Origin of the sequence: Roseiterribacter gracilis, from assembly GCA_018332375.1 — a bacterium.
In the GTDB taxonomy this organism is placed as follows: domain Bacteria; phylum Pseudomonadota; class Alphaproteobacteria; order BOG-932; family Roseiterribacteraceae; genus Roseiterribacter; species Roseiterribacter gracilis.
On record BOPV01000001.1, the window covers coordinates 800,459 to 815,044 of the forward strand.

Below are 14,586 nucleotides of genomic sequence, written 5' to 3' on the forward strand. Positions count from 1 at the left end.
ATGCTGCTGATGCGCTACGACATCGCGCTCAACGACGCGGCCCAGCTCGACACGGTGCGTGGCCGCGCCAAGGAGCGTGGTCCGTTGTTCGACGGGATGGCCGGGCTCGACTGGAAGCTGTTCCTCGCCGACCCGGTCGAGCTGACCTACGCGACGCTCTACGCCTGGAACGACCCGGCTGCGGCGACGCGGTTTCTCGACGGTCCGTTCTTCGAGGCGCTGGTGACGACGTTCGGGCGGCCCGAGGTGCGCTTGCTGGTGCCACGTCTCGTGACGTCGCCACCGTCCGCCATTCGTCACATCACGCGCGGCGAAAGCGGGGCCGATCTCCGCGCACTGGATCCGCTCGACGGTGCCAGCTTCAACGTTCATTGGGGCGAGGCCCAGGGACGCAGGTTCGAGGTGATGTACCTCGCGCGTGGAAGTGCTAGCACGCTCGTGCAGTAGAGAAATCGGAGTAGACGAGATGACTGAGCCGAAGCGCGTCGCGTTCCTGGGATTGGGCGTCATGGGCTATCCGATGGCGCGCCATTTGGCGAAAGCCGGCCACGACGTCACCGTCTACAACCGCACGCAGGAAAAGGCGCAACGCTGGGTCAGCGAGTTCGGCGGTCGCGCCGCGCCGACACCCGCCGCAGCCGCAGAAGATCGCGACATCGTCTTTGCGTGCGTCGGCAACGATCACGATCTGCGTGAAGTCGTGCTGGGCGAGCAGGGCGCGTTCGCGGGCATGCGGTTCGGCAGCATCTTCTGCGATCACACGACAGCGTCGGCCGAAGTCGCGCGCGAGCTTGCCAAGGTCGGCAAAGAGCGCGGCGTCGGCGTTCTCGACGCACCCGTGTCAGGCGGCCAAGCGGGGGCTGAGAACGGTCAGCTGACGATCATGATCGGCGGCGACGAAGGCACGTTCCTCAAAGTCGAACCAGTCATCCAGGCCTACGCCAAAGCAGCGGTGTTGATGGGCGAGGCGGGTGCCGGCCAGTTGACCAAGATGGTCAACCAGATTTGCATCGCCGGCGTCGTGCAGGGCCTCGCCGAAGCGATCAATTTCGGCCAGCGCGCCGGCCTCGACATGGAAAAGGCGATCGCAGCGATCTCCAAAGGTGCCGCGCAGTCGTGGCAGATGGAGAACCGCTACAAGACGATGATCGAAGGCAAATTCGATTTCGGGTTTGCTGTCGATTGGATGCGCAAGGATCTGGGCATCGTGCTCGACACGGCCAACCAGGTCGGCGCACGCACACCGATGACGGCGCTGGTCGATCAGTTCTACGCCCAGGTGCAGGCGCGCGGCGGCAATCGCTGGGACACGTCGAGCCTGATTCAGCTGCTGCAGAAAGACTGAGCCTTTACACGGCTGCACAGCAGGTCGGTGGCGCGATCGGCCGGCATCGGGCGCGCGAAGAAATAGCCTTGTCCCATCTGGCATCCGCCGGCTTGCAGGATGCCGGCGACTTCTTCGTTCTCGACGCCTTCGGCGATCACCTTGACGTCGAGTGCGCTGGCCAGCGCCAGGATCGAGCGCACGATCGCCGACGCTTCTTCCGAATGCGCCATCTGCAGCACGAAGCTTTTGTCGATCTTGAGTTCGGTACAGGGCAGGGCCTGGATCTGCTGCAGGGTCGACGTTCCAGTCCCGAAATCGTCGAGCGCGACATGGTAGTTGCGCAGACGCAGACGGCTGATCGACTCGCGCAGCCGCGTCGGATTGCGCGCCGCCGAACTCTCCGTCAGTTCGAGACAGATCTGGTCGGCGCTGAGTCCGTGTTCGGCGCGCAGCGCTTCAAGCACGTCGACGAACTCTGCAGCTTCGAATGCTTCGGGCGACACGTTGATCGCGACGATCGGCTTGACGCCGACGCGCGCCCATTGCGCCGCTTGGCTAAATGCGGCGTTCAGCACCCAGGCCGACAGGCGTTGGCTCATGCCGCTGGTTTCCGCGAGCGGAATGAACGCGTCGGGAAAGACCAAGCCCTGATCGGGATGTTGCCAGCGGCACAGCGCTTCCATGCCGGTGATGCGGTTGGTTTCGAGATCGAGGATCGGCTGCCAATGCAGCACCAATTCGCCGCGATCGATCGCAAGCGACAAGGCATCGATGCCGGTCAACGCGCGCGGCGGGACGGGCTGTTCCAGCGCGCGCGCGAAATTCGACGCGGTGATTGGCTTTTGCAGCACCGGCCCCATCGTCAAGCCAAGCGACTTGCCGATACTTTGCGCGACATTCAGCACTTTCGGTTCAAACGCGCTCATCAGCACCACGACGGCGCTGCTGCGCAATTCAGCCAGTTCGCGCAGCACCTGCAGCCCATCCAGATTGGGCATCTGCAAATCGACCAGCGCGTAGTCGGGCGCCCATTCGCGCACCAGCGACAGAAACAGCTCGGGGTCGGTCGTGGTCCGGGTTTCGGCGCCGCTCTGCATCGCCAACAGCTCGACCAGGCGCAGCATGATCAGTTCGTCGTCCAGCGCGATGAGCCGCATGTTCGGTCCCCGAGGCGTAACCTGACACCAAGGTGACGACGATAGTAGTTACCGGAAGGTTCCTAAATCTGGCCTTTTCTCAGTTCTGCACCGCCGAATCCTGTCACGCAGCGTTCAACTTTCCTTCTTGGCGCGCTGCCAGAGCGCTTCCATTTCGTCGAGCGACGCAGCCTCGGGCGTGCGCCCGTCGGCGGCGAGCTGTTGTTCGATAAAGCGAAAACGGCGTTCGAACTTGGCGTTGGTACCGCGCAGCGCGGTTTCAGGATCGAGTTTCAGGTGGCGCGCCAGATTGACCACCACGAACAGCACGTCGCCGAATTCGTCTTCGATACGGCTTGTGTCGCCACTGGCTAATTCGGCGCGAAGCTCGCGCAGTTCTTCGTCCAGCTTGTCGAGAATGGGCGGTGCATCCGACCAATCAAAACCGACGCGCGCAGCGCGTTTCTGAAGCTTCAAGGCGCGGGTCAGGGCAGGGAGACCGATCGCAATTCCGTCCAGCGTACTGGGCGCGCGGCCGGTCGCTGCAGCCTTGGCTGCGCGCTCGAATTCTTTGCGCTCTTCCCACCATTTGTTGACCGCGCGCTCGTCTTCCAGTGTGCCCCCGGCGAAGACATGCGGGTGACGTGCTTCCATCTTGTCGACGATCGCGGTGACCACGTCGGTGAAGGTGAAGTCGCCACGTTCTTCGGCCATCTGGGCGTGAAAGACGACCTGGAAGAGCAGGTCGCCAAGCTCGTCTTTGAGGTCGCCCAGATCGCCACGCTCGATCGCGTCAGCGACCTCGTACGCTTCTTCGATCGTGTAGGGCGCGATGGTCGCGAAGTCCTGGCGCAGATCCCACGGACAGCCGCCATCAGGATCGCGCAGCTTGGCCATCATCTGCAGCAGCCGTGCGATCGCCGGGCTGGAATTCTGAGGTTCGGATGGCGGCACTTCAGGTCCCCGGTGCTGAGTCGGCGTTGTGAGCCTAGTCCTCGCACAACAGACAAGGTGACCTGTCGGAATTCTTGTCACATTCGCGCCGAAACGCGCGTGGAATTCGCGAGATACATACAATTTGCAGCAACTGCGCCAACGGCACCGGACTTGCGATACCCCCAAGGAAATTCTGAACCCTGGGAGAGAGAGCATGTTCCACGCGAAGTTTTCGACATATCGCTTGGCGTTATTGGCAGGCGCAGCATCACTTACGATGGCCGTCGCCGCACCAGCCAGCGCGGGTGTGAGCTGGGGCTCAACCCCGGGCGGCGGTAACCCCAACGGGCTCAGTTCGTCGCAGGCGGGCACAACGACGATCGATTTCAACAGCGGTGCGGCGCCGGGATTTGCGGGCGGTGCAGTCACCGGTCCGGGCACGACGTCGGGCCAGTACGCGCAGCCGCTCGATGATACCTCACGGTATTATTCGGTCGGTCCGTCAACCAGTTCGCCGTCGACGCTGACGCTTGGCAGCGCCAACAACTATTTCGGGCTCTATTGGGGTTCGATCGACGCGTACAACACGATCAAGTTCTATAACGGCGCAACGCTGGTCGCGTCGTTCACCGGCCTCGACATCAACGACCCGGCGGACGGCAACCAGTCGAGCAGTGCCACCAATCGTTTCGTCGAATTCTCGTTCACGGGCAGCGACGCCTTTACCAGCGTGCAGTTCCTGTCGACCCAGAACGCGTTCGAGTTCGACAACGTGGCGTTCGGCAAGGTCGGAGGCGGCGGCCCCAACGTTCCGGAGCCGGCATCTGCGGCGATCCTCGGCATGTCGTTGTTCGGCCTCGGCTGGGCGCGTCGTCGTCGCAACAAGCACACAGTCTGAACACGCAGCCCGCGCGGCAACGCGCGGCGCACGCTGCATGCAAAACGGCCCGCCGGAGAACCTGGCGGGCCGTCTTGCATTGTGGTCGGCAAGCCCGGGGACGATGCGCAGAACCCCAATAACGACGAGGGTTTTGCTCCATCTCTTAGTCGCATAATATGTATTATGGAAAATAAGAGACAGATCTAAAGCGGGTTCAGGGCGCCCCCAGAACCGCGCGGCATTGCGCCGGTAGTTCGGCCAGTTTCAGCGGCGGCTTCTCGGGTCCCGGTTTGGGATGCAGCGCTTCCTGCGTGAACCACCAATCGAGCGACGCGTCGCAGCCGTCGCCAGCCGGCACCGGATCCTGGTGCTTGCACTCGGCTTCGCCGGCCGGACAGCTCAGCCGGATATGGAAGTGATAATTGTGCCCGTACACAGGCCGCAGTTTGGCGAGCCAGGAACGATCGCCGGTCGCTTCGCGGCAGACAGCTTTCTTGATCGCCGGATTGACGAAGATGCGCTCGACTTCGGGTTCGAGCGATGCCGCGCGCAGCAAAGCCAGATGCGCTTTCGTCCATTGTTTCGGATCGATATCGAGCCAGTCGGCGCGCACGACATTGGTGGCCGACAAATTCTCGCGCTCAACGCGGCTCAGCCGATGGTTCGGCATTGGCGACAGCCATACATCGGCGTCGATGCCCAACTGATGCGACGCATGGCCGGTCAACATCGGGCCGCCGCGCGGCTGCGCCATGTCGCCGACCAGAAGACCGGGCCAGATGCCCTGCTCTTTCACTTTGCGTGCGAAACGTTCGAGGAACGCGACCATCACGGGATGGCCCCAATTGCGGTTGCGCGACAAGCGCATCACCTGCCATGCGTCGCCATCGATCGGCAGCTTCTCTCCACCGGCGAGACAACCATTCGAATAAAAGCCGATCACGCGCGGCGGCAACGCTGCCGGTTCGGCTTTGCGGCCGAACAATTCTCGGGCTGGCACTGACGGGTCGTTGGGATTGGCAATCGGTGGCAACGGCACCGGATCCAACGTGCCGAGATCCTGCGCCAATGCAGGCACAGTCAAACACAGCAGCAACGCGGTTCGAATCGTCCAGGACAGCATCGTCATGTCCTGGATCTTGCCTTGGCTAATGCGTGATCGCCACCGGAACGTCTTTGCGTTCCCACATCGCCTGGCGCACGACAGTCCAATCGATCCGCGCGGCGTCTTTGCCGGCCTTTGCCAGCACCATTTTCATGAAGCCGTCAGGCACTTCGTAGTCGCGATGTTTGTCGTCTTCGAGTTGATCGGTCTGATGCGCGTCGGGATGCGCTTGCATGAAAAGCTGCCCGTCGATCCAGGCGAATTTCACCGGCTGGTTGACCACGGTGACCTTGGTGCCAACCGGAATCTTGCCGAACATATCGACGATGTCTTCGGGATACATGCGGATGCAGCCGCGGCTGTCGCGACGTCCGATACCGTGCCAATCGTCGGTGCCGTGAATGAGATAGGCCGGCCAGCCGAGATACAGCGCGTGCGTACCCAGCGGATTGTCCGGGCCCGGCGGAACGATCTTCGGCTTCCACGGCTTGTCGGCGATTTCGGCTTTGGTGCGATACCAGGTCGGGCCCGCCATCTTGCGCACGACACTGGTTGAACCGAGCGGCGTCTCGTTGCCCTCGCCGCCAATTCCCAGCGGATGCGTTTCCGGCACGCCGTCTTTGGTCGCGTAATAATAGAGGCGCAGCTCGCCGATATTCACCACGACGCCTTCATGCGGCGCGTCGGGCAGCAAATGCATGCCCGGAATCGTCACATCGCGTCCGGCGCCCGGCACCCACGGATCGACGCCGGGATTGGCCGCCAGCATCTCGACGTAGCCAATATTGTATTTGCGCGCGAGGTCGACGAGCGAGTCCTCGTACTGCGTGCGGATCACCTGCACCTGCCCGACGGATGGTGGGCTTGCCGATGCAGCGGCTGGAAGCATCAGGGCGGTGAGAACCGTATAGATCGTGCGGCGAAACATAGTCGCTAGAACTCGCATGTTTTGGTGCGCCGGTCGCAGCGCCAAGAGGACGCGGCAGCGCCCTGATCTTCGCATGGCGCTGCGCAAAGTTACCGCGACGGATCGGTTACCCGCAGCAGCTCGGCGCGCAGCGACGCATAGGCTTTGGCTTTCAGATTTGCGACCTGCGCCTGGTCCGATGCCGCGCGCGACACCCGGGCGCTATAGGTCTCGTCTTCGACCGGCGGAACTGCAACGACGCGCCATTTTCCGGTCGCCGTATCGACGATCAGAACGTCGAGTCGAATGCGCATGCGCTGGCTTTGATCGGGGATCAGCGCGCCAACGATCGGAACCCACGAGATGACTTTGGTGGCGCCACTTTCCTGCGCGGATTCCAGCGTACCCCAGATGACGACGAGATGCGTGGCGCCGCCCTCGGCAGCGATCCACCGCAAACGTTTCGGTCCGACACCGTCTTTGTTCGGCACGCCCGACCAGGGCGCCAGATCGAATCGTTCGCTTAATTGCATCAGCCCTTCGTCGGGCTGGGTTGCGCCCGATTGCACCAGAAGCAACCGCTCGCCTGCGCGCAGCCGTGTGCCGCCGCTGGCAAGTGCCGCCGCAATCGCTGCGTCGTTGATCGCAGACTCGGCCGGCACATCGATCACATCGGTGCGTGCGAGTTCGCCGCGATAGAACGGATTGGCCGGTCCGTTTCCGCTTTCAGAATAGCCCGAATTGGAAATCGAACGGGTGCTGCAGCCAGCCACCAAGCCAGCCAACAGCATCGCCGCAACAAGTTGCGCACGCATCATCCCCTCCACCACAAGGTCGCTCGGCCTTGTGGTGGCGAACTACGGCAATGGCATGGCGAATTACGCTGCGCGCAGCGCCGCCAGAACTTTCTCGGGCACGAACGGCACCGAACGCAGACGAACGCCGATTGCGTCGAACACCGCGCTGGAGATCGCCGGTGCGACGATCGACGAAGATGGTTCGCCGACACCCCAGGGTTTTTCGGTTTGACGTTCGATGAGATCGATGTCGATCGCGGGCACGTCGGGGAACGTCAGAATTGGATAGGTCGCCCAATCAACGCTGGTCACCGCATTGCTGTCCCAATCCAACTCTTCCAGCAGCACACGGCTGACGGTCTGGATGACGTTGCCTTCGATCTGGCTGCGCACCCCGTCCGGATTGATCACCTGCCCGCAATCCTGCACCACCGCAAAGCGCGTGACGCGAATGGCGCCGCTTTTACGATCAACTTCAACGTCGGCAACGGCGCCGACATAGGTGCGGTTGAGTTCATAGAAGACGTACGCGAGGCCGCGCCCGGTGACTTTGTCGCCGCTTGCCGTCGCACGCGGACCGGTTCGCTTCTGCCATTTCGCGAACGTACCCAGCCGTTGCAACAACTCCTTGCCGCGCGCGTCATCGAGATAGCGCATGCGGAACTCAAGCGGATCGACATTCGCCGCCGCGGCAAGCTCGTCGACAAACGCCTCGTTCGCAAACGTGTTTTGCATCCGACCGGGCGCACGGATCCAGGACGGTCGGAACGGCGTCGTTTCCAGACGATGGATTCGCGTCGCGATCGTCGCGAATTTATACGGAATGGCCGAGTTCTGCTGGATGCCACCCGGAAACAGCCCTACATCGTTGGGCAATTTCGCAAGATCAGCCGCCACCAGCGGCACCGGCCCTGCCCCGCCTTGCGGAATGTAGAAGTCGGTGCGCCACGCAGCGACGGAACCGTCGGTGCCGATCGCGCCCTTGCAGTCGATCAAAGTCGGCGGGCCTTTGGGATCCCAGCCATGTTCGTCGGCGCGCATCCATTGCACGCGGACTGGCTTGCCGACTGCGCGCGACATCAACGCCGCGTCCGCCGCAGCATCTTCGTGCCCGTTGCGCCCGTAGCAGCCGGCGCCTTCGACATAGATCGCGCGCACTTTGTCGGCTGGCAGCGAAAACATCTTGGCGAGCTGCTGCCACAACGTGTGCGTCATCTGCGACGCAGTCCAAACCGTCAACTGACCGTCGGCGAAGTTTGCAATGGCGCAGGACGGTCCGATCGAACCATGCGTGTGGATCGCAAAATCATAGGTTGCAGACAGTTTCTTCGCAGCGCTTGCAAGGACCGCGTCGGCGTCACCAACCGTGCTGGTCACCTCTTCCTTCACGATCTTGGTGCCGCGCACATGCTCCCAAAGCTTGGCGCGGTCGGGCAGCCCGCCGCCGCCGCTCCACGTCGCTTTCAATGCTTGCACGGCGCGGACCGCGCCCCATTCGCTGCGGCAGACGACGCCGAGAAAATTGCCTTCGCGCACGATTTTGACGAGGTCGGGAATATCCTTCACCGACGTCTCATCGACCGATTGCAGACTGGCGCCGATCGCCGTCGGGCGCACCACGCGCCCGTGCAGCATGCCGGGCATGCGCATGTCCTGCATGTAGGTGAAACGCGCGGTGATCTTGTCGGGAATGTCGAGGCGACGCACCGACTGGCCGACGAACTTGTAGGATTTTGGATCTTTCGGCGCCGCGTCCTTGTCGAGTTTGGCGGTGAAGCGCTTGTCGCCAATCAGCTCGCCAAACGTGACACGCTTGCCGCCTGGTGCCGCAATCACACCGTCGCTGATCGTCAGCCCCTCAGCAGGCGCGCCGAGCTTTTGCGACGCCATCGTGAGCAACGCTTTACGCGCCGTTGCTGCTGCTTGGCGCAGCTGTACGCCGCCAACCTGGATCGACAGGCTGCCATACGTCGGTCCCTGGTCAGGCGTCAGCGCTGTGTCGCCTTGCACGATCTGCACGCGTGCCAGCGGCACATCCAACTCTTCGGCTGCGATTTGGGTCAGCGCGGTTTCTACGCCGGTGCCAAGTTCGACTTTGCCGGAATAGACCGTGACGCGACCGTCACGCGCGATGCTGAGGAAGGAATCGACCTCATCGAGCGTGACTGGTTTGGGCGGCAACGTGCTCGGTTTTTCCGCTGCGAAGGCAGCGGCGGGCCGAAGCGAGAAACTGACGACGAGCGCACCACCAGCTTGCAGAAGTGCGCGGCGATCGAGCGTGTCGAACATGTCCGCCTCCCTTACGCTGAGGTCGCGCGTTGCACGGCGCGCACGATTCGTACATGTGTGCCGCAACGGCAGAGATTGTTGGCGAGCGCCTGCCGGATCGCAGCTTCGTCCGGCTTCTTGTTGGTGCGAAGCAACGCCGCGCTTTGCATGATCATGCCGTTGATGCAGTAGCCGCACTGTGCCGCCTGCTCGTCGATGAAGGCTTGCTGCAGCGCGCTCGGCTTGCCGTCCTTGCTGAGCCCTTCGAGCGTCGTGATCTTCGCCTTGGCCGCAACGGCCGAGAGCGGGGTCACGCAACTGCGGACCGCTTCGCCGTCGATCAGCACAGTACAGGCGCCGCATTGCCCCAGGCCGCAGCCGAATTTCGGACCGTGCAAGCCAAGCCCGTCGCGCAGCGCGTAGAGAAGCGGCATGTCAGGATCGTCGGTTTCGACTTTCGTCGCGCGACCATTCACTTGAAGCGTCAAAGCACGGGGCATCGCTTCCTCCATCATGCGGTGAAGGACGCTACTGCCGCTGCGCAGTGCATCAAATCAAATCGCGATCTACGCGACCGAGCACCGGGCACCGCGTGCGTCGCTATGCACATCATTGTCCAACGCGCGGTTGGATTTTGTGCGGCGATCGCGCACTGCGGCGTTTGCGCTGACACGACTTGTTCACGCCGACGATATATCTCGCGTCTGCGAGAGATAGATCGGCCCGCGTTTCTGCGTTTTTGCACGGATCGGCTGCGAGGAATCTTGCGTCCGCAAAACCGCGCCCCGTAGATTGACCTGCGACGCGCCGTGGAGGTGCTTGAGGTTGTCCGATCCTGTTTGCGTTCTCATCGCCGACGACCACGCGCTGGTACGCCAAGGCGTGCGCTTGTTCCTTGAGGAACGTCATCCGGAAGCCGACTTCGTCGAAGCTGACGGGATGGAAACGGCGTTTGACCTATTGGCGTCCCACAAGATCGACATTGCGTTTCTCGATCTGTCGATGCCGGGCATGCAGGGCGCGCTCACGATCCGCGCGCTACGCGATACCTATCCCGATTTGCGGATTGTGGTCCTGACCGGCATCGACGAACGGACCACGATCCTTGCCTGCCTCGCAGGTGGGACGCACGGCTATGTGCTCAAAACGTCACCGATCGAAGAAGTCGACTCCGCCTTCCAGACCGTACGCAGCGGCGGCATCTACGTGACGCCAGCTTTGGCACGCTGCCTGGATACGCGCAGCGGGGCCGGCGTCGATCTCGCTGCCGTTTCATCGTCACCCATGATTGCACCGCCGCTCCCGTCGGACGCGCCGGTGATGCGTCTCGACGAGCTGACGACGCGCCAGCGCGACGTATTGGGTCTATTGGCGGAAGGATCATCGACCAAGGAAATCGCGCGGCGGCTCGGGCTCGGCGAAGGCACGATTAAGGTGCATCTGGCCGCGATCTTCCGCGCACTGGGCGCGCGCAACCGCACCGAAGCGGTCGTGCTGGCCAGCCGGCTCAAAATCTAAGCTTCGGCCAATCGGCCTAGGCCGCGTAGGCCGCTTTGCCGAATTTCACGCGCACTTGCTGCGGCCTACCCTCTGCCCAGTTGAGCAATGACTGGTTGTGGAGGCACGCATGCAGAAGACGATTCACGCCATCCTGCAGGACCTCGCTAGCAAAGATCTTCTCGGTGACTCCGCCGGCCATCGCATCGCGGCGCGACTCGCAGCCGCCGCCGGCAATCTGTGCGCAACACCAAACGGCTGCCGGCATTGCACGGTTGGCTGCCGCGACGACTTTGCGCCTACCCGACTGTAAGAATCGCAGCCGGCGCGGATTGTTGTTCCGCGCCGGCCTGTCTCGCCCCCTACTTCGCTTTCTTCGCCGCCGCAGCGGCGTCGACGAATTTCGCCGTGTAGGTCTTGGTCACGTCGATCTTTGCTTTCGCGACCGCTTCGTCGAACGACGCCAGAACTTTGGCGGCATTCTCCGCACCCGCCGGATCGATCTTGCCATCGACCGAATAGGACGTTTTCGAATGTTCGATCGCGTTGCGGTACAAGGTCGGATCGCCCAGCGCATATTCGGGCGGCATCACTTTGGCGATTTCGTCGGGCGTCGATTTATGGACGAAGTCGAGCGCGCGCAGCATCGCATTGACGAGCGCCTGCACCGTCTTCGGGTTCTTTTCGACGTAGGTGCTCTGCAGATACAGAACCGCTGCTGGGTACGGACCTCCATAGAGGTCCTGCATCCCTTTTTCGACACGCGTGTCGACGATCGGCTTGATCAGATTCAGCTGCTCCAGCTGCGTGATCGCCGGATCGAAATTCGAAAGCCCGTCAATGTCGCCGCGCTGCAAGGCCGCCACCGCACTTGCGCCAACGCCGACACCGACGACCGACACGTCATCCAGCTTCATCCCGTGCGAGGTGATGAATTTGTTGATCGCGAAATGGCTGGTCGATCCGGGTGCGGTCACGCCGAACTTGAGGCCTTTGAGATCCTTCGGCTCTTTGTATTTGGCCGCAACGTCGGGACGCAGGCCGATGACGACGCCGGGATAGCGACCTTGCGCGACGACCGCGGTCAGTTGCTGGCCCTTAGCCTGGATCTGAATCGTGTGGTCATACGCACCCGACACGACATCGACGCTGCCGCCCATCAAGGCCTGTAGCGATTTTGCGCCGCCTTGGAAGTCTTCGATCTCGACCTGCAGACCTTCGTCTTTGAAGTAGCCCTGCCGTTCGGCAACCGTCAGCGGCAGATAATAAAGCAGCGACTTGCCGCCGACGCCCAACTTCAACTTGGTCTGTTCGAGCTTGTCCTGCGCCTGTGCGGCACCGGCAAGCGCCAGCAATGCCAGCGCGGCCGCGAAGATGATTCGCATCGCCATTCGTTCCTCCCGTTTTATGTTTAGTGCGTCGACACTGTGGCCGATGTCTGTGGCCGCCAGCGCAGCAGCTTGGATTCAATCGCGCTGACGGCGGAATCGATGACGATGACGAACAAGGTCAGCACCAACATGCCCGAGAACACGCCGACCGTGTCGAACACGCCTTCGGCCTGCGCGATGCGATAGCCGAGTCCGGCCGACGCGCCGAGATATTCGCCGACCACCGCACCGACCAACGCAAAGCCGACCGCCGTGTGCAGGCTGGAGAACACCCACGACATCGCCGACGGCAGATAGACATGGCGCAGCAACTGCCGACTGTTCATGCCCAGCATGCGCGCATTGGCGAGGATCACCGGACTGACTTCTTTGACGCCTTGATAGACGTTGAAGAAGACGATGAAGAAGGTCAGCGACACGCCCAGCGCGACTTTCGACCAGATGCCGAGGCCCAGCCACAAGGCAAAGATCGGTGCCAACACGACGCGCGGCACCGCGTTGGCGGCTTTGACGTAGGGATCGAACACGGCCGACACGAGCGGCGCGCGGGCAAACCAGAATCCGATCACGATGCCCGCAACTGTACCGATGGCGAAAGCCAGCACCGTTTCGAGAAAGGTGATTCCGAGATGCCGGTAGAACGCAGCGGTTGCGAGGTCTTTGGCGGTTCGCTCCAACACGCCCAGCGGCGTCGCGAAAAAGAACGGATTGAGCAAACCGGTTGCAGTCAGCACGTGCCACAGCATGAAGAAGCCGAGCAGCACAAAGGCCTGCAGCGCCAGAAGCTGCGGGCGCGAGTCGATCACGCGCTTGCGCGCGCGCTTCTGCTCAGGCGCGGCTGGTGCGTGCATAGCCCTTCAGAACCTCGTCTTTGAGATCGGCCCAGATCGCCTTGTGCAGATCGAGAAACCCGTCCGTCATCCGGATTTCGGCGACGTCGCGCGGCCGCGGCAGGTCGATTTTATATTCGCCGATGATGCGCGCACGCGGCCCGGCTGACAGGATCACGACGCGATCGGACATGGCGATCGCTTCTTCCAGATCGTGCGTGATGAACACCACCGATTTGCGGTCGGCCGACCACAGCTCCAGCAGCTCGTTCTCCATCAATTGCCGCGTCTGCACGTCGAGCGCGCTGAACGGCTCGTCCATCAGCACGATCTTCGGATCGAGGATCAGCGTCTGGGCCAGAGCCGCGCGTTTGCGCATGCCGCCGGACATTTGATGCGGATAGCGATCGCCGAACGCACCCAAGCCGACGCGATCGAGCCAGGCATCAGCCTGCGCCAAGGCGTCGGCTCGTTTGGTGCCGCGCACTTCGAGACCAACGGCGACGTTGTCGCGCGCAGTCTTCCACGGCATCAGCGCTTCGCTTTGAAACATGTAGCCGGCATGCGGGTTGAGCCCGTTCAGCTCGTCGCCGAACACATGCACGCGTCCCGAACTTGGCTGCAGCAAACCGGCAGCGACGTTCAGAAAGGTGGATTTGCCGCAACCGGTCGGTCCGACGATCGAAACGAATTCGCCCGGCGCGACGTCCAGCGACGCACCGTCAATTGCGGTGTAGCCACCCGCAAAGGTGCACGTGACGTCCTGTAGCGATAAGGCCGCCTGCGTTGCTGCCACGTCCCCTCCCAAGCTCGCGGGGCGTGCTTGGCGCCGCCCTCCACATCTTGCATGGAAGCGTAGGTGCTACGTCAGGCTCGGACAAGCACCGTTCGGTCAGGCGGAAACCGGTCGCGTCGCAGCGCGTCGTGTTCGCACCTGCCACACGCGCCATCCCAGCAGCACGGCCAGGATCGCTGCGTACATCCACGGCCAGGTCGTGTCCGCTTTCACCAGTAGGTCGTAATGCAGCACGCCGAGCGGTGCGATTACGTAAGCGAGCTTGTGCAATTGCCGCCAGCGCCGCCCGCCCAGCCGCCGCACCATCGCGTTGGTCGACGTCACCGCCAACGGAATGAGCAGCACGAACCCCAGCATGCCGAAGGTGATATACGGCCGCTTGAGCACGTCCTTGAGGATCGTGTTCCAGTCGAAGAACTGGTCGACGCCGATATAGGTCAGCAGATGCAGCGCGACGTAGGCAAAACCCCACAAGCCAATCGTGCGCCGATAGCGCTGCAGGAAATTCCAGCCGAACCAGCCGCGCAACGGCGTGATGGCGAGGCCGGCCACCAGAAAGCGCAAACCCCACAGGCCGAGAAAGCGTAAGCCCGTCGTGATCGGATTGGCGCCGAGCTGATCGTTGAGCCCCCAATAGACCAGGAACAGCAACGGCGCCGCGCAGGCCAGCCAGACGACCGCGTAGATGACGCGATCGCGTATGCGTTTTGTCATGA

General features: G+C 62.5%; 16 protein-coding genes. 5 read left to right on the top strand and 11 right to left on the bottom strand.

What is annotated here, in order from left to right; genetic code table 11:
• Together TMPK1_RS03940 and TMPK1_RS03945 are read left to right on the top strand one after the other, a co-directional pair.
• Positions 1–447: a DUF4865 family protein gene (locus tag TMPK1_RS03940; protein ID WP_420241572.1), complete on the top strand. Its 447-nt coding sequence runs from the start codon at positions 1–3 to the stop codon at positions 445–447.
• Positions 448–466: 19 nt separating this feature from the next.
• Entirely contained in the window at positions 467–1,345 is an 879-nt protein-coding gene (locus TMPK1_RS03945; protein WP_420241573.1) for an NAD(P)-dependent oxidoreductase, read from the top strand.
• Here the strand turns inward: TMPK1_RS03945 and TMPK1_RS03950 are convergent.
• Both TMPK1_RS03950 and mazG read right to left on the bottom strand, forming a co-directional pair.
• Positions 1,324–2,484 carry an EAL domain-containing response regulator gene (locus tag TMPK1_RS03950; RefSeq protein ID WP_420241574.1) on the bottom strand — a complete coding sequence of 387 codons (1,161 nt, stop codon included), beginning with the start codon at positions 2,482–2,484 and terminating at the stop codon, positions 1,324–1,326. The genes TMPK1_RS03945 and TMPK1_RS03950 overlap by 22 nt on opposite strands.
• Positions 2,485–2,598: 114 nt before the next feature.
• The gene (gene mazG / locus TMPK1_RS03955; RefSeq protein WP_420241575.1) at positions 2,599–3,417 is read right to left on the bottom strand and encodes a nucleoside triphosphate pyrophosphohydrolase; all 819 of its coding nucleotides are present in this window, start codon (positions 3,415–3,417) and stop codon (positions 2,599–2,601) included.
• A 196-nt stretch (positions 3,418–3,613) separates the two neighbouring features.
• Here mazG and TMPK1_RS03960 point away from each other — a divergent pair, with 196 nt between their 5' ends.
• Complete coding sequence (locus TMPK1_RS03960; RefSeq protein WP_420241576.1) at positions 3,614–4,297, top strand: PEP-CTERM sorting domain-containing protein; 684 nt, start codon at positions 3,614–3,616, stop codon at positions 4,295–4,297.
• A gap of 196 nt (positions 4,298–4,493) precedes the next feature.
• On the opposite strand, the gene mepA is transcribed toward TMPK1_RS03960, so the two are convergent.
• The 5 genes from mepA to TMPK1_RS03985 form a co-directional block, all read right to left on the bottom strand.
• Entirely contained in the window at positions 4,494–5,408 is a 915-nt protein-coding gene (gene mepA / locus TMPK1_RS03965; protein WP_420241577.1) for a penicillin-insensitive murein endopeptidase, read from the bottom strand.
• Positions 5,409–5,427: 19 nt separating this feature from the next.
• Positions 5,428–6,312: a L,D-transpeptidase family protein gene (locus TMPK1_RS03970; protein WP_420241578.1), complete on the bottom strand. Its 885-nt coding sequence runs from the start codon at positions 6,310–6,312 to the stop codon at positions 5,428–5,430.
• An 89-nt stretch (positions 6,313–6,401) separates the two neighbouring features.
• On the bottom strand, positions 6,402–7,106 hold the full coding sequence (locus TMPK1_RS03975) for a lipoprotein YafT (protein ID WP_420241579.1): 705 nt from the start codon (positions 7,104–7,106) through the stop codon (positions 6,402–6,404).
• Positions 7,107–7,169: 63 nt separating this feature from the next.
• Positions 7,170–9,377 carry a xanthine dehydrogenase family protein molybdopterin-binding subunit gene (locus TMPK1_RS03980; RefSeq protein ID WP_420241580.1) on the bottom strand — a complete coding sequence of 736 codons (2,208 nt, stop codon included), beginning with the start codon at positions 9,375–9,377 and terminating at the stop codon, positions 7,170–7,172.
• Between the two features lie 11 nt (positions 9,378–9,388).
• Positions 9,389–9,856 carry a (2Fe-2S)-binding protein gene (locus TMPK1_RS03985; RefSeq protein ID WP_420241581.1) on the bottom strand — a complete coding sequence of 156 codons (468 nt, stop codon included), beginning with the start codon at positions 9,854–9,856 and terminating at the stop codon, positions 9,389–9,391.
• A gap of 325 nt (positions 9,857–10,181) precedes the next feature.
• On the opposite strand from TMPK1_RS03985, the gene TMPK1_RS03990 reads away from it, so the two are divergent.
• Positions 10,182–10,874, top strand: coding sequence for a response regulator (locus tag TMPK1_RS03990; RefSeq protein ID WP_420241582.1), 693 nt, complete (start codon positions 10,182–10,184; stop codon positions 10,872–10,874).
• 109 nt (positions 10,875–10,983) lie between these two features.
• Complete coding sequence (locus TMPK1_RS03995) at positions 10,984–11,166, top strand: hypothetical protein (RefSeq protein ID WP_420241584.1); 183 nt, start codon at positions 10,984–10,986, stop codon at positions 11,164–11,166.
• A 49-nt stretch (positions 11,167–11,215) separates the two neighbouring features.
• On the opposite strand, the gene TMPK1_RS04000 is transcribed toward TMPK1_RS03995, so the two are convergent.
• The 4 genes from TMPK1_RS04000 to TMPK1_RS04015 all read right to left on the bottom strand — a co-directional run bounded on the left by TMPK1_RS04000 (position 11,216) and on the right by TMPK1_RS04015 (position 14,584).
• Positions 11,216–12,244, bottom strand: coding sequence for an ABC transporter substrate-binding protein (locus tag TMPK1_RS04000; protein ID WP_420241585.1), 1,029 nt, complete (start codon positions 12,242–12,244; stop codon positions 11,216–11,218).
• 20 nt (positions 12,245–12,264) lie between these two features.
• Entirely contained in the window at positions 12,265–13,095 is an 831-nt protein-coding gene (locus TMPK1_RS04005) for an ABC transporter permease (RefSeq protein ID WP_420241586.1), read from the bottom strand.
• Positions 13,073–13,870, bottom strand: coding sequence for an ABC transporter ATP-binding protein (locus TMPK1_RS04010; RefSeq protein ID WP_420241588.1), 798 nt, complete (start codon positions 13,868–13,870; stop codon positions 13,073–13,075). Before TMPK1_RS04010 ends, TMPK1_RS04005 begins: the two co-directional genes overlap by 23 nt.
• A gap of 96 nt (positions 13,871–13,966) precedes the next feature.
• On the bottom strand, positions 13,967–14,584 hold the full coding sequence (locus TMPK1_RS04015; protein ID WP_420241589.1) for a protein-methionine-sulfoxide reductase heme-binding subunit MsrQ: 618 nt from the start codon (positions 14,582–14,584) through the stop codon (positions 13,967–13,969).
• Between the last annotated feature and the right edge of the window lie 2 nt (positions 14,585–14,586).

Bases quoted from the DNA above. Each gene is read 5' to 3' on its own strand.
- TMPK1_RS03940 (WP_420241572.1), top strand. From the start codon at position 1: ATGCTGCTGATGCGCTACGACATCGCGCTCAACGACGCGGCCCAGCTC.
- TMPK1_RS03945 (WP_420241573.1), top strand. From the start codon at position 467: ATGACTGAGCCGAAGCGCGTCGCGTTCCTGGGATTGGGCGTCATGGGC.
- TMPK1_RS03950 (WP_420241574.1), bottom strand. From the start codon at position 2,484: ATGCGGCTCATCGCGCTGGACGACGAACTGATCATGCTGCGCCTGGTC.
- TMPK1_RS03960 (WP_420241576.1), top strand. From the start codon at position 3,614: ATGTTCCACGCGAAGTTTTCGACATATCGCTTGGCGTTATTGGCAGGC.
- mepA (WP_420241577.1), bottom strand. From the start codon at position 5,408: ATGACGATGCTGTCCTGGACGATTCGAACCGCGTTGCTGCTGTGTTTG.
- TMPK1_RS03970 (WP_420241578.1), bottom strand. From the start codon at position 6,312: ATGTTTCGCCGCACGATCTATACGGTTCTCACCGCCCTGATGCTTCCA.
- TMPK1_RS03975 (WP_420241579.1), bottom strand. From the start codon at position 7,106: ATGCGTGCGCAACTTGTTGCGGCGATGCTGTTGGCTGGCTTGGTGGCT.
- TMPK1_RS03980 (WP_420241580.1), bottom strand. From the start codon at position 9,377: ATGTTCGACACGCTCGATCGCCGCGCACTTCTGCAAGCTGGTGGTGCG.
- TMPK1_RS03985 (WP_420241581.1), bottom strand. From the start codon at position 9,856: ATGCCCCGTGCTTTGACGCTTCAAGTGAATGGTCGCGCGACGAAAGTC.
- TMPK1_RS03995 (WP_420241584.1), top strand. From the start codon at position 10,984: ATGCAGAAGACGATTCACGCCATCCTGCAGGACCTCGCTAGCAAAGAT.
- TMPK1_RS04000 (WP_420241585.1), bottom strand. From the start codon at position 12,244: ATGGCGATGCGAATCATCTTCGCGGCCGCGCTGGCATTGCTGGCGCTT.
- TMPK1_RS04005 (WP_420241586.1), bottom strand. From the start codon at position 13,095: ATGCACGCACCAGCCGCGCCTGAGCAGAAGCGCGCGCGCAAGCGCGTG.
- TMPK1_RS04015 (WP_420241589.1), bottom strand. From the start codon at position 14,584: ATGACAAAACGCATACGCGATCGCGTCATCTACGCGGTCGTCTGGCTG.